Origin of the sequence: Vibrio sp. VGrn 2, assembly GCF_009361695.1 — a bacterium.
GTDB lineage: Bacteria > Pseudomonadota > Gammaproteobacteria > Enterobacterales > Vibrionaceae > Vibrio > Vibrio diabolicus.
The window spans coordinates 97,141-110,130 of the sequence record NZ_RBWD01000003.1 but is presented as its reverse complement, the minus strand read 5'-3'; the positions used below and the strand labels follow the sequence as shown (position 1 = coordinate 110,130).

General features: G+C 43.8%; 12 protein-coding genes. 6 read left to right on the top strand and 6 right to left on the bottom strand.

Going from position 1 to position 12,990, the window contains the following annotated elements; genetic code table 11:
• Nucleotides 1-28: 28 nt before the first annotated feature.
• Nucleotides 29-460, top strand: a complete 432-nt coding sequence (locus tag D8S93_RS06960) for a type IV pilin protein (protein ID WP_152812775.1) — start codon at nt 29-31, stop codon at nt 458-460.
• 69 nt (nt 461-529) lie between these two features.
• Here the strand turns inward: D8S93_RS06960 and dnaJ are convergent, their stop codons facing one another.
• The 4 genes from dnaJ to grpE all read right to left on the bottom strand — a co-directional run bounded on the left by dnaJ (nt 530) and on the right by grpE (nt 6,432).
• Nucleotides 530-1,678 (bottom strand): molecular chaperone DnaJ, encoded by a 1,149-nt coding sequence (gene dnaJ, locus D8S93_RS06955; RefSeq protein ID WP_005391453.1) that lies wholly within the window; start codon nt 1,676-1,678, stop codon nt 530-532.
• A gap of 203 nt (nt 1,679-1,881) precedes the next feature.
• A complete protein-coding gene (dnaK, locus tag D8S93_RS06950; RefSeq protein ID WP_048626076.1) occupies nt 1,882-3,795 on the bottom strand; it encodes a molecular chaperone DnaK in 1,914 nt (637 codons plus the stop codon).
• A 348-nt stretch (nt 3,796-4,143) separates the two neighbouring features.
• On the bottom strand, nt 4,144-5,418 hold the full coding sequence (locus D8S93_RS06945) for a dicarboxylate/amino acid:cation symporter (protein WP_012842090.1): 1,275 nt from the start codon (nt 5,416-5,418) through the stop codon (nt 4,144-4,146).
• A 417-nt stretch (nt 5,419-5,835) separates the two neighbouring features.
• On the bottom strand, nt 5,836-6,432 hold the full coding sequence (gene grpE / locus D8S93_RS06940; RefSeq protein ID WP_012842091.1) for a nucleotide exchange factor GrpE: 597 nt from the start codon (nt 6,430-6,432) through the stop codon (nt 5,836-5,838).
• A 146-nt stretch (nt 6,433-6,578) separates the two neighbouring features.
• Here grpE and nadK point away from each other — a divergent pair, with 146 nt between their 5' ends.
• The 4 genes from nadK (at nt 6,579) to bamE (ending at nt 11,442) form a co-directional block, all read left to right on the top strand.
• Nucleotides 6,579-7,463, top strand: coding sequence for an NAD(+) kinase (gene nadK, locus D8S93_RS06935; RefSeq protein WP_005391462.1), 885 nt, complete (start codon nt 6,579-6,581; stop codon nt 7,461-7,463).
• Between the two features lie 265 nt (nt 7,464-7,728).
• Nucleotides 7,729-8,919, top strand: a complete 1,191-nt coding sequence (locus D8S93_RS06930; protein ID WP_084742357.1) for a DUF3103 domain-containing protein — start codon at nt 7,729-7,731, stop codon at nt 8,917-8,919.
• Nucleotides 8,920-9,087: 168 nt separating this feature from the next.
• On the top strand, nt 9,088-10,752 hold the full coding sequence (gene recN / locus D8S93_RS06925) for a DNA repair protein RecN (protein ID WP_152812609.1): 1,665 nt from the start codon (nt 9,088-9,090) through the stop codon (nt 10,750-10,752).
• Between the two features lie 330 nt (nt 10,753-11,082).
• Nucleotides 11,083-11,442, top strand: a complete 360-nt coding sequence (bamE, locus tag D8S93_RS06920; protein ID WP_005391468.1) for an outer membrane protein assembly factor BamE — start codon at nt 11,083-11,085, stop codon at nt 11,440-11,442.
• 105 nt (nt 11,443-11,547) lie between these two features.
• Here bamE and D8S93_RS06915 read toward each other — a convergent pair whose 3' ends face one another.
• Together D8S93_RS06915 and D8S93_RS06910 are read right to left on the bottom strand one after the other, a co-directional pair.
• Nucleotides 11,548-11,901 carry an RnfH family protein gene (locus D8S93_RS06915; protein ID WP_005391471.1) on the bottom strand — a complete coding sequence of 118 codons (354 nt, stop codon included), beginning with the start codon at nt 11,899-11,901 and terminating at the stop codon, nt 11,548-11,550.
• Nucleotides 11,891-12,334 carry an SRPBCC family protein gene (locus D8S93_RS06910; protein ID WP_005391473.1) on the bottom strand — a complete coding sequence of 148 codons (444 nt, stop codon included), beginning with the start codon at nt 12,332-12,334 and terminating at the stop codon, nt 11,891-11,893. The genes D8S93_RS06915 and D8S93_RS06910 overlap by 11 nt, the downstream gene beginning before the upstream one ends.
• Before the next feature lie 118 nt (nt 12,335-12,452).
• Between D8S93_RS06910 and smpB the strand changes: the two genes are divergently transcribed.
• On the top strand, nt 12,453-12,938 hold the full coding sequence (gene smpB, locus D8S93_RS06905; RefSeq protein WP_005391476.1) for an SsrA-binding protein SmpB: 486 nt from the start codon (nt 12,453-12,455) through the stop codon (nt 12,936-12,938).
• The last annotated feature ends 52 nt before the right edge of the window (nt 12,939-12,990 follow it).

Here is a 12,990-nt window from a genome sequence, read left to right as displayed (position 1 = left end):
CGGAAAAGTGAAAAGGAAACTACTCGTGATGATTCGAATTTCTCGCTGTAACAGCTACAAAAAAAGATTGGGAGGGATGACATTGATCGAATTACTGATAGCCGTAGTGATTGTCGGGATCATTGCGGCTGTCGCCTACCCTTCTTACACCAATCATGTAATCAAGTCTCATAGGACGGTTGCCTTGAGCGATCTTAGTCGAATTCAGCTAGAGCTAGAGACAACTTATGATGGTGGGTACGACTGGAGTCATATTATCTCTGGAGGCACATGCACTCTATGTGATTCAGACACAGATAGATTTTCTTTCAATATTGCGAGCTCTGCAAGTACGGCCTATACCATTACAGCAACAGCAAAATCGGCTCTTGGACAAGACGACGACGAGTGCTTAACTGGCGCTAAAACGATTACTTTAACGTCAACAAATGTCGAAGAACCAAGTGATTGCTGGAATTAGAAAGAACACCGAGATGCAAAAAGGCCTGCATTTTAGCAGGCCTTTGTATTTGTGCTTTTCACTAACGTCTTAGCTGGTTAAATCATCAAAGAACTTTTTCACACCGTTGAAAAAGCCTTCTGATTTAGGCTTGTGCTTTGTCGCCGCTTCACCACCACAAGACTCTTCAAACTCTTTGAGCAGTTCTTTTTGGCGTGAGCTTAGGTTTACTGGTGTTTCAACAACCAACTTAACAATCAAGTCACCGATACCGCCACCGCGAACGCCTTTCACACCTTTACCACGCATGCGGAACATACGACCTGTTTGCGTTTCTGAAGGCACTTTTAGGCTTACGCGACCATCTAGAGTTGGAACTTCAACTTCACCACCTAGAGCCGCCATCGCAAAGCTTACAGGCACTTCACAGTATAGGTTGTTACCATCACGTTCGAAGATATGGTGCTCTTTCACGTGCACTTGTACATACAAGTCACCCGCTGGTGCTCCCATTTCTCCAGCTTCACCTTCACCAGATAGACGAATACGGTCGCCAGTATCAACACCTGCTGGGATCTTAACGTTAAGTGTTTTAGTTTTCTGCTTACGACCTTGACCATGACACTCATTACAAGGGTCTTTAATGATCTTGCCTTTACCGTGACAGGTTGGACAGGTTTGTTGCACTGCGAAGAAGCCTTGGCGCATCTGTACTTGACCATGACCATGACAGGTACCACATGTTTCAGCAGATGAGCCTTTCTTCGCGCCACTACCATCACAGGTATCACAGTGTACGAGTGTTGGTACTTCGATCTCTTTCGTTACACCACGAACCGCCTCTTCTAGCGTCAGTTCCATGTTGTAACGTAAGTCCGCACCACGTTGAGCACGGTGACCACCACCGCCACGACGACCACCACCAAAAATGTCGCCGAATACATCGCCAAAGATGTCGCCGAAATCAGCGCCGCCGCCGCCAAAGCCACCGCCACCGAAACCACCGCCGCCTTGTTCAAAAGCAGCATGACCGTACTGGTCGTACGCCGCTTTCTTCTGAGGGTCGGTCAGAACTTCGTACGCTTCTTTTACTTCTTTAAACTTGTCCGCCGCAGACTCATCACCCTGGTTTCGGTCTGGGTGGAATTTCATCGCTAGACGCTTATACGCCTTTTTGATATCGCGCTCTGAGGCATCACGGCTTACGCCTAATACTTCGTAAAAATCACGTTTTGACATGTTCTTCGTCACCAGTTAATTACTACAAACGGCATCGATTCACCGCTTGGTGTTTGTATCGTTCTAGGTAAGTGCACTTATCCGCAACATACTTAACTAGAAAGACAGCGTTTACAAACAGACGGGCGTAAGAGTTGCCCCAAACGCCCGCACACGAAGTCTTATCGACCCCAGATAGCTTTCAGCCATCTGGTTAAGAAATATTATTTCTTGTCGTCTTTAACTTCTTCGAACTCAGCATCTACAACGTCGTCTTCTTTAGACTGTGCACCGGCGTCAGCACCTTGTGCTTGCTGCGCTTGAGCTTGTTGTTGAGCGATTTCCATCAGTTTTTGAGAAGCTGTCATTAGTGCTTGAACTTTAGCATCGATAGCTTCTTTGTCTTCGCCTTTGCGCGCTGTTTCTAGCTCAGAAATTGCTGCTTCAATCTTCTCTTTCTCTTCTGCAGGCAGTGCTTCACCAGCTTCTTCTACTTGCTTACGAGTACCGTGAATCATTTGGTCAGCTTGGTTACGTGCAGTCGCTAGCTCTTCGAACTTTTTGTCCGCTTCTTTGTTAGCTTCTGCTTCTTGAACCATTTTCTCGATGTCTTCATCGCTTAGACCGCCAGAAGCTTGGATAGTGATCTTCTGCTCTTTACCAGTCTGCTTGTCTTTCGCTGACACGTGTAGGATACCGTCCGCATCAAGGTCAAAAGTAACCTCGATTTGTGGCATACCACGTGGTGCAGGCTGGATGCCTTCTAGGTTGAATTGACCTAGAGACTTGTTGTACATCGCTTGCTTACGCTCACCTTGTAGAACGTGGATAGTAACCGCGCTCTGGTTGTCTTCCGCTGTAGAGAAAACTTGGTTCGCTTTAGTTGGGATAGTTGTGTTCTTCTCAACTAACTTAGTCATTACGCCACCCATTGTCTCGATACCTAGAGACAGTGGAGTTACGTCTAGTAGTAGTACGTCTTTAACGTCACCAGCAAGTACACCACCTTGAACTGCAGCACCCATTGCTACTGCTTCGTCAGGGTTTACGTCACGGCGCGCTTCTTTACCAAAGAACTCAGCAACTTTCGCTTGAACCATTGGCATACGAGTCTGACCACCAACTAGGATTACGTCAGTGATGTCGTTTACTGATAGATCAGCGTCAGCTAGAGCTACTTTTAGTGGCTCAAGAGAGCGTTGTACTAGGTCTTCAACTAGAGATTCTAGTTTTGCACGAGTCACTTTAATGTTCATGTGCTTAGGACCAGTTGCATCTGCAGTAACGTAAGGTAGGTTTACGTCAGTTTGAGAAGTAGAAGAAAGCTCGATTTTCGCTTTTTCTGCTGCTTCTTTAACACGCTGCATTGCTAGTGGATCGTTCTTAAGATCGATACCTTGCTCTTTCTTAAACTCGTCTACTAAGTAGTTGATTAGGCGGTTATCAAAGTCTTCACCACCAAGGTGAGTATCACCGTTAGTCGCTAGAACTTCGAATGTTTTCTCGCCTTCAACTTCATCGATTTCGATGATAGAGATATCGAATGTACCACCACCAAGGTCGTATACCGCGATAGTGCGATCGCCGCCTTTCTTATCAAGACCGTAAGCTAGCGCTGCTGCTGTTGGTTCGTTGATGATACGTTTAACTTCTAGACCTGCGATACGACCAGCATCTTTTGTAGCTTGACGCTGAGCATCGTTAAAGTAAGCAGGTACTGTGATAACTGCGCCAGTTACTTCCTCACCAAGGAAATCTTCAGCAGTTTTCTTCATTTTCTTAAGAACTTCAGCAGAAACCTGAGGAGCCGCCATTTTTTGGCCTTTTGCTTCTACCCAAGCGTCACCGTTGTCAGCCTTAACAATTTTGTAAGGCATGATTTGGATGTCACGCTGAACTTCTTCGTCTTCAAAACGACGACCGATTAGACGCTTAATTGCAAATAGCGTGTTTTCTGGGTTAGTTACTGCTTGACGTTTCGCTGGTTGACCTACTAGCGTCTCACCGTCAGTGTAAGCTATAACCGATGCAGTAGTACGTTCGCCCTCTGCGTTTTCAATTACACGTGGTTTGTCGCCGTCTAATACAGCAACACATGAGTTAGTAGTACCTAAGTCAATACCAATGATTTTACCCATCTGGCTATCTCCGAATAAATTCTATTTTCGTTTGGTTATAACCCCAATGTGGGGGGAGGAGAATCGGGTTTCAACCCTTGCTCACAAACAAAAATAATCAATGTTTGCTTCTCTATGCCACATAGATAAGGGCGGCAAAATGCTTTTCAAGGGCAGAATTAAAAAAAAGCGTCTTTTTTCGAAATTTATGTGTTTCTTTCTGATTAGTTGGGAACTCGTCACACTGCTGTAGCGCAACAAAACACCATTTCTCAGGTAAATGTATTTATGCCCGACTCTTCCTAAACAAAAAAACGAGCTCATAAGAGCTCGTTTCAATATTAGGGTTAAAATAAATGATTCAAGGCATTATGCGTTCGCTTGAGCAGGCTCAGCGTCAACGCCTTCTTCTTTACCAATCTCACCTTCTGTTTTTGCCACAATGGTGTTTACCGCCGTATCACCGACAACGTTAGATGACGTACAGAACATATCATTAATACGGTCAACCGCAGCAATAATTGCCAAGCCTTCAGGTGGTAAGCCTAGTTGGTGAAGCAAAACGCCTACCATTACCACGCCGCCTCCAGGAACGCCACCAGCACCAATAGATAATAGAAGAATAGTTAAACCAAGCGTGAAGATGTCTGCGGTGTTAATTGGCTGGCCAAAAGCGTTCGCAACAAACATCGTTGCTAGAGCAATATAGATAGACACACCAGACATGTTCATCGTTGCGCCCAGTGGTACACCGAAGCCAGCAACCGATTTAGAGACCTGAAGCTTTTCTGTCAGTGTACGCATCGTTACCGGGATAGTCGCGTTTGAGCTCGCGGTAGATAGAGAGAACAGAATCTGCTCACGAGTTGCACGTAGGAAAGTCTTTGGAGAGGTCCCTGTCGCAAGACTTACTGCCATTGGATAGAAGAAGAAGATCCAGAACACCAACATCGCAACCACCAAGGCCACATAACCAGCCACGGACATCAATGTATTGGCGTTTAGTGTTGCACCCAATTGAATCATTAGCGCGAACACACCATATGGCGCAAGACTCATCACTAACCCAACCAGTTTCATCATGATTTCATTTGCCATTTTGAACGTGCGGATGGCAGGACCACCACGAGAATCCAAAGCTTGAATTGCAAGACCTGTCAGAATTGCCATGAAGATGATTTGCAGCATGTCGCCGTTAGCAAACGCTTGTACTGGGTTGCTAGGAACAATGTTAACAACTAGAGAGAAAATGTCCGGCGTTTCTGTCGTCGTCAGCTGTACGGCCTCAGATACCGTTCCTGCCAGATTAGCACCAGCTCCTGGCTGGAAAATCAAACCAACAGTCAAAGCCGCCGTAATCGCAATGATGGTGTTAAGAATGTAGAGGGTAAAAGTTTTTCCACCAAGACGACCAAATGCACTGATGTCTTTCAAGTCAACAATGCCGCATACGATTGAAACGTAAACTAAAGGAACAACAAGCAATTTGATCAGCGAGACAAACATGCCGCCAACGCCTTCTGCTGCTCCAAGTAGGTATGTATCAAAAATCGCAATACCGCTAAATAAGTACTGAATTGCTGTTCCGAGCACAAGGCCGGCAAACAAGCCTATAAAAATCTTACTAGAAAGCGATTTATCCATTATAAATCTCCGATATGTTGTGTTTGCTATTTACATCTTTGTAGTTATATATGCTTACTTTTAAAGCATTAGTCGCAAATCATACACACGAAGGTTACAAAATAAAGTGATAATTTACATTTTTGTTAACGAAACTATTGTAGAAAAAATGACTATCTTTACATTCCTATGCAGGACAAACATTCACACAACGAATAATTACAATTACTTATAGCCCTCTTCGTTCATAAACACGCAGTGAAATGAGAAGAAATCTCCTATAGGAAAATAATTAACCAATAAGAAAAAACATGAAGGGGATCAAACTTCCATTTTATCGATATACAATGAAGCTAATTACAACAACTTACGTTTAAAACAAAAAAGCGCCCATCAAAAAATGATGGGCGCTTTATATTTAAAAACAGGCAGTTAAGGTTATTTAGCAACCATTACCATTGCCGGACGAATCACACGGCCGTTTAGTTCGTAGCCTTTTTGCATAACAAACATAACTGTGTTTGATTCATGATCTGGGCTTTCCTGAATCGACATCGCTTGATGGAACTCTGGGTTGAATGCTTCACCTTCAGGGTTGATTGCTTTCAAGCCAAATTTCGCCACAACGTCGACAAACGTTTTGTGTGTTAACTCAACACCTTCTAGGAACGGCTTAACCGTTTCATTCTCTGTATCTGCCGCTTGAATTGCACGCTCTAGGTTATCAATAACAGGAAGCAACTCTTCGGCAAACTTGTTCAACGCAAACTTACGTGCTTTATCGATCTCTTGCTCAGTACGACGACGCATGTTTTCTACTTCAGCTTTAGAACGCAACACCGCATCTTGCTGCTCTTTTACTTTTGCCTCGCTAGACAGTAGTGCCGCTTCTAGTTGAGCAATCTTAGCGTCTGTCTCATCACCAATTTCTTCAAGCTCAGCTTCAACTTCTTGTGCTTCAGCTTCTACTTTTTCAGCCTCTTCGATGATTTGATCAAGCTCTTCTTCTGTAACTTTGTTTTCTTCGTTGCTCATGATATCTCCAGAATTCAACATAATGCCCTTAAAGCCATGCGCGTTTTTGCGGGCTTTAACCACATAAAAATTCGCATATTTAGGTGACTTGCCATTATTATGGGGATGAAGATTCCTGATTCAAGCCTCTTTAATGCGGAAATGCTATGAAAAATCCATGTAACGTGATCGCGATTATCGGAAAACCAAGAGATCAACAAGCAATTCAAACTCATAAAGAGTTGTACCAATGGCTGACCTCTGAAGGCTATAAAGTATTTATTGACGATCGCCTTGCCGCAATACTGGATGATATCCCGCAGAGTCAATTTGCCAGTTTAGTTGAACTAGGAAAAAATGCCGATCTAGCCATTGTGGTTGGTGGGGATGGCAACATGCTAGGCGCGGCAAGAATTTTATCCCGATTTGATGTACCAGTCATAGGGGTGAACCGTGGAAACCTGGGCTTCTTAACTGACTTAAACCCAGACGAGTTCCAAGCGTCTCTGCAAGCGGTACTCGACGGTGAGTATATTGAAGAAGAGCGCTTTCTCTTAGAAGCGGAAGTACACCGTCACGGGCAAATTAAAAGCCACAACGCTGCGCTAAATGAAGCTGTACTTCACCCAGGGCAAATTGCCCATATGATTGAATTTGAAGTGTACATTGATGAAAGCTTCGCCTTCTCTTTACGAGCCGATGGTTTGATTGTCTCCACACCAACGGGCTCGACCGCATATTCGCTTTCTGGCGGTGGTCCAATTCTTTCGCCTAGCTTGAATGCCATTTCACTCGTGCCAATGTTTCCTCATACCTTGTCGAGTCGACCTTTGGTGGTTGATGGAAAGCGTCGAATTAAATTGGTGGTGTCACCAGAGAACCGAGGAACACAAGAAGTTAGCTGTGATGGACAAGTGTCTCTCCCTGTTTCTCCAGGAGACGAAATCCACATCTATCAAAGTCCAAATGTGCTCAAACTCATCCATCCCAAAGACTACAGCTACTATCACGTTTTACGTAACAAGCTTGGTTGGTCTAGTAAATTGTTCTAACACTTGTTACTCAGGGCAATAACTTCAATAAAAAAGCCAGCAGCTTAATTGCCACTGGCTTTTGGCTTTCTTAGACAAGAAATAGACACAAAGTAGTGAGGCGACACGATATTTGCTGTCATTAAAGAGAAGTTTATAAATTTTGATCCTGTGGGCAAAGTTTACACAAAAGATAGAAAAGCAAATTCAATGATCTATGTCCGGTGATATTCTCACCATGAATAGAGTATTAACTCTATTTCATAAAATCAATAAAGGACATATTATGAAGAAAACCATCATTCTGTCTGTTCTCAGTACATTAGCACTTATTGGCTGCCAATCAGAGGAAACGCAAGTCAACAGTGTATCCAACGCAAAAGCGGAAGATATCACTAAGACGAAGCGTGCCCTCGCTCAACAATTGAGTGAGAACTATGCTGCCATTGAACCCATGTTGAGAAGAGATATTACTCCACAACAGACTAGCGTCTCTGTATCAGCATTTGTTCAACAAAACCCCAACTCCGAGTTTAGCCATCAGCTTGTACAAGCTGACACTCAAATTCGTAGCTGGAAAGGTATTTCTGAATACTCAGATCAGTTGCTGGAAGTTCGTTTAGCGAATGAGAGCATGATAACAGCATGGCAAAGTGGCGAGGTCGAGCCATTATTTGCATTTGAACCAAGTGGTGATGATGAGAATTGGCAATATATCGAAGCATTTGATGTGTATGGCAACATCCATCAACTCGATGTTTACCAACTCCCAGATGTACCTGTACTCGTTGTTGATAACAACAGCTCTGCTGAGCTAAAAGCAGGCTTGCAAGCTATGCAAGCTGAGATGAAAAAACTCGGTCAGCCAGCTTTAGTTCAACCATACGTTGCTGATGAACAACGCCAAAATGCACCGCTATTGTCAAGTAGCACAGTGGGCGAAGCGGCTCCAATTCAAACAACGCAGTTGAAAAAGATCCGTCTAGCCGATGACAAAGAACCTTGGATCTCTGGCAAGGCAGAAATCTACGCTATCGTAACGGGCGTCAATCCAAGTCGTGATGAACCGACTCTCGATTTAGTGGAGCTTCCATACTTAGACTACGATAACCAAGATTACTACCCAAATCAGATCATTATTCACTGGTCTCGTTACCGTTGGGGCGCTGCGGATATCGTGCTCATGGAACAAGATGATGGTACAGACTATAAACAGTTGGCAAAACTCCTCGTTCAAGTTGCTGGAGAAGTGCTGAAAGCGATTCCAGATCCAGAAGTTCAGGCTTACGCAATTATTCCGCAAATCACGAATAAGATCATCGACACGATCCCTGACGGCGTCCTAACGAATGATGATGACTTCGTCGACGTTTACTACACACTAATGCAAGACACATCATACGTGGATCATCCAGGTGCAGGTGTGAATGCAGTAGTCACATTAGAGCCGCTCACGATTAACCCAACTCGTCCGTAACCTGTTCAATTTTAATGAGTCGTTGTAATCACTTCGGCTCATTTTTCCCACTTCATCACAAAAAAGCACCCCACACAGAAATTTTTCCTCACCCGTCTTTACTGTATAAAGAAACAGTATATACTGTTCTCTTATACAGTGTTGTTCAGTTATACAGGTAAATAAAAAATGCTGGCTCATCTAAGTGTTAATAATTTTGCGATTGTTAAGTCTTTACAACTCGAGCTGTCTAAGGGCATGACCACCATCACAGGTGAAACAGGCGCGGGTAAATCCATTGCTATCGATGCTTTAGGGCTCTGCTTAGGCGGACGAGCCGATGCTGGCATGGTTCGACAAGGTGAAGAAAAAACCGAAGTTAGTGCCGCTTTTTTACTGGACAACAACCTACATGCAACGCGTTGGCTAGAAGATAACGATCTGCTTGATGGCAGTGAATGTATTTTGCGTCGCATCATCACAAAAGAAGGTCGCTCAAGAGCCTTCATTAATGGCAGTCCTGTCCCACTATCACAGCTCAAATCTTTAGGGCAACTGCTGATCAATATCCATGGGCAACACGCTCATCATCAATTGATGAAAAGCGAACACCAAATGGCTATGCTCGACCAATATGCAGGTCATCTAAACCTACTAAAAAGCACACGAAGTGCTTACCAGCATTGGCGTCAGGCAGACAATAACCTCAAGCAACTAAAAGAAAATAGCCAGCAAAACCAGGCGCAAAAACAGTTGCTTGAATACCAAATCAAAGAACTAAATGAGTTATCGCTAGGTGAAGAAGAATTTGCAGAGCTCGAGCAAGAGCACAAACGACTATCCAATAGTGGTGAACTCGCCACTACCTGTCAGCAAGCCATCGAACTTATTTACGAAGGTGAAGAAGTCAATGCGCTTGGTATTTTGCAATCGGCCAATCACTCCCTAATTCAACTAGCTGAGTTAGATGAAAAGCTATCTGAGCTACCCAACATGTTGTCAGAAGCGATGATTCAACTGGAAGAAACGAAGAATGAATTACGCAGTTATCTAGATGGCATAGATGTGGATCCTGCTCGTATGGCTTATGTAGAAGAACGTTTTTCTAAAGTGATGTCTGTTGCTCGCAAACACCACGTGATGCCAGAAGAACTATACCAACATCACCAAGATCTTCTGGCCCAAGTAGAAGCGTTAGATTGCTCTGATGAACGTTTAGATGAACTCGCGCAAGAAGTGGAACAAAAGTACCAAAGCTTCCTAAACCAAGCAGAAAAACTACACAAATCACGCAGCCGTTACGCAAAAGAACTGAACAAACTGATCACACAAAGCATGCACGAATTGAGCATGGAAAAAGCGGTATTCAATATCGATGTAAGCAATGAAAACACGCACCCATCACCACTTGGCATGGACAGTGTGTGCTTCTTAGTATCGACCAACCCAGGGCAACCATTGCAACCTATAGCAAAAGTTGCGTCAGGCGGTGAGCTATCACGCATCTCATTAGCTATCCAAGTGATTACCGCTCAGAAAGTGGATACACCAAGCTTGATCTTCGATGAGGTGGATGTCGGTATTAGTGGTCCAACAGCAGCTGTAGTCGGCAAAATGCTACGCAAGCTTGGCGAGTCTACTCAGGTATTGTGTGTCACTCACCTCCCTCAAGTTGCAGGTTGTGGCCATCAACAAATGTTCGTGGCTAAACAAACAAAAGCTGGCCAAACCGAAACACAAATGCACGCATTAGATGAACAACAACGTGTGGCAGAATTAGCTCGCCTACTTGGAGGTAGCCAAATTACAGATTCTACCCTTGCAAACGCCAAAGAGCTCCTCATCGCCGCTTAGCCATGCTCTTTCAAAGATAGAGTCACGAACACTACTCCGTGACTCTACCTCCCCCATCACCATATCAAAGTGCTTGGGTTCTGATTCCCTTTCGAAATAATGGTCAGTGCCACCCCATAGCTCAATAACTTGGCTATTTGTCATTAGTTACCGCTTAAACTGGATAGAAAATCGCTCATCGACATAAACATACATGTGAGAGAATCAATAAATGCAACTCAACTCAAAATTCGTTGTCAGATTTCCTATCATACGACGCATAGCTTTTTACATCTGCGTCGAGCTTGTTTATTATCAGCGCAGTATTTTAAAGGTTACTAAGAAATTATTATGCAATTAAAGAAGTGGTTAGTTGCCGTACCATTAGCAATGACATTGCTGACAGGATGTTCGGTATTGGAAAAACTGGTTTATCGCATTGATATCAACCAAGGCAACTATGTAGAACAAAGTGCGGTAGATAAATTAAAGTTTGGGATGACTAAAGCACAGGTTCGCTTCGTACTAGGGTCGCCAATGCTTATTGAAAACGGCTACCCAAACACTTGGTACTACATTTATCACCATACTCCTGGTCACGGAGATCCAGTGCAAAAAGACCTGATCGTTAACTTTAACGATCAAGGCACACTCGCAGATATCAGTGGTGACTTCCCAAAAAGTGACGCTTTTTACGAACAGATTCAGTAAACGACTTTTGCAAAAAACCTCTCACATGAGAGGTTTTTTATTATCTAGATATCGCGCAATCACACTTTGAATCAATGACGCCATCCATTGGGATTGATATCAAGTCTACTTATTCTTACGTACAGAGCTAGGCTTACCACCGGTGACTGGGTCTGCATTCCCCTCGGCTTTAGCCTGCTCCGCCCGCTTACGACGAATCTCTTTCGGGTCTGCGAGTAACGGACGATATATCTCTATTCGATCTCGATCTCGAACGGTCGCATCTAACTTCACATTACGACTAAACACACCCACTTTATTCTTAGATAAATCAATTTCAGGGTATAACTCTAACACGCCAGATTGTCGAATGATCTCTTCTACCGTTGCGTGATTATTCACCACTAAATTAAATACACGCTGTTCATGAGGAAGAGCATAGACAACCTCTACGTGAATCATATCTGACTCAATACTCATAACACTCGTAGACCTGTTTTGCGCGTTTAGTGAATGCATTTACCATGTTACTGGTAAGCTCGTTAAAAACCTTACCGAAGGCCATCTCAATCATTTTACTTGAGAATTCAAACTCAAGCTTTAGCTCAACCTTGCAAGCTTGCTCATCTAGCGCGGTAAAAATCCAACCACCACGCAATGTCTTAAACGGACCATCCACCAAGTTCATCATAATTGCTTGGCCTGGGATCAGCTCATTTGAAGTAGTAAACGTTTTGCTGATACCAGCCTTCGCCACATCGACAGAAGCCACCATACCATTACCCGAAGACTCAATGATTCTAGAGCCCGAGCAACCAGGCAGAAACTCAGGGTATTTAGCAACATCGTTAACCAGATTGAACATCTGTTCAGCACTAAAAGATACAAGCGCAGAACGGCTGACTTGCTTCATACATACTCCTATCGATACATGTACAGATTTAAAGCTCCTGCCAATTTTACTTTTATTCCACGATTGCGCAAATAAAAGGATTTCCTATCCGATATCCAACCCGTATAATGTCGCTATTATGGCAAAGAAAAAAACGAAACAAAAAGCGGGTAGCAATACTATCGCGCTGAATAAAAAAGCTCGCCACGAGTATTTCATCGATGATGAAATCGAAGCTGGCTTGGAGCTCCAAGGTTGGGAAGTGAAAGCCCTTCGCCAAGGTAAAGCCAATATTTCTGAAAGTTACGTATTTATGCGTGACGGTGAAGCCTTTGTGAGTGGCATGACAATCACTCCTTTAAATCAGGCATCGACACACGTTGTGGCGAACCCTACACGTGTGCGTAAACTACTAATGAGTCGTCGTGAACTAGACAACCTATTCGGACGTGTGAACCGTGAAGGTATGACATTAACGGCGCTCTCTCTGTACTGGTCTCGCTCTTGGGTGAAACTAAAAATTGGCGTAGCAAAAGGTAAAAAGCTGCACGATAAACGTACGGATTTAAAAGAAAAAGACTGGGCAAGAGAGAAAGCACGCGTAATGAAGAGTACACTGCGTTAATCTTGACCACTTAAACGCATAGTACTGGACAGCCAATGCTTTTCTGTTACTA

Excerpts from the sequence above, each read along its gene's own strand:
- D8S93_RS06915 (WP_005391471.1), bottom strand. The coding sequence starts at position 11,901 with ATGAGTATTGAGTCAGATATGATTCACGTAGAGGTTGTCTATGCTCTT.
- dnaJ (WP_005391453.1), bottom strand. The coding sequence starts at position 1,678 with ATGTCAAAACGTGATTTTTACGAAGTATTAGGCGTAAGCCGTGATGCC.
- D8S93_RS06910 (WP_005391473.1), bottom strand. The coding sequence starts at position 12,334 with ATGAAGCAAGTCAGCCGTTCTGCGCTTGTATCTTTTAGTGCTGAACAG.
- dnaK (WP_048626076.1), bottom strand. The coding sequence starts at position 3,795 with ATGGGTAAAATCATTGGTATTGACTTAGGTACTACTAACTCATGTGTT.
- D8S93_RS06945 (WP_012842090.1), bottom strand. The coding sequence starts at position 5,418 with ATGGATAAATCGCTTTCTAGTAAGATTTTTATAGGCTTGTTTGCCGGC.
- smpB (WP_005391476.1), top strand. The coding sequence starts at position 12,453 with ATGGCAAAGAAAAAAACGAAACAAAAAGCGGGTAGCAATACTATCGCG.
- D8S93_RS06960 (WP_152812775.1), top strand. The coding sequence starts at position 29 with ATGATTCGAATTTCTCGCTGTAACAGCTACAAAAAAAGATTGGGAGGG.
- bamE (WP_005391468.1), top strand. The coding sequence starts at position 11,083 with ATGCAATTAAAGAAGTGGTTAGTTGCCGTACCATTAGCAATGACATTG.
- grpE (WP_012842091.1), bottom strand. The coding sequence starts at position 6,432 with ATGAGCAACGAAGAAAACAAAGTTACAGAAGAAGAGCTTGATCAAATC.
- recN (WP_152812609.1), top strand. The coding sequence starts at position 9,088 with ATGCTGGCTCATCTAAGTGTTAATAATTTTGCGATTGTTAAGTCTTTA.
- D8S93_RS06930 (WP_084742357.1), top strand. The coding sequence starts at position 7,729 with ATGAAGAAAACCATCATTCTGTCTGTTCTCAGTACATTAGCACTTATT.
- nadK (WP_005391462.1), top strand. The coding sequence starts at position 6,579 with ATGAAAAATCCATGTAACGTGATCGCGATTATCGGAAAACCAAGAGAT.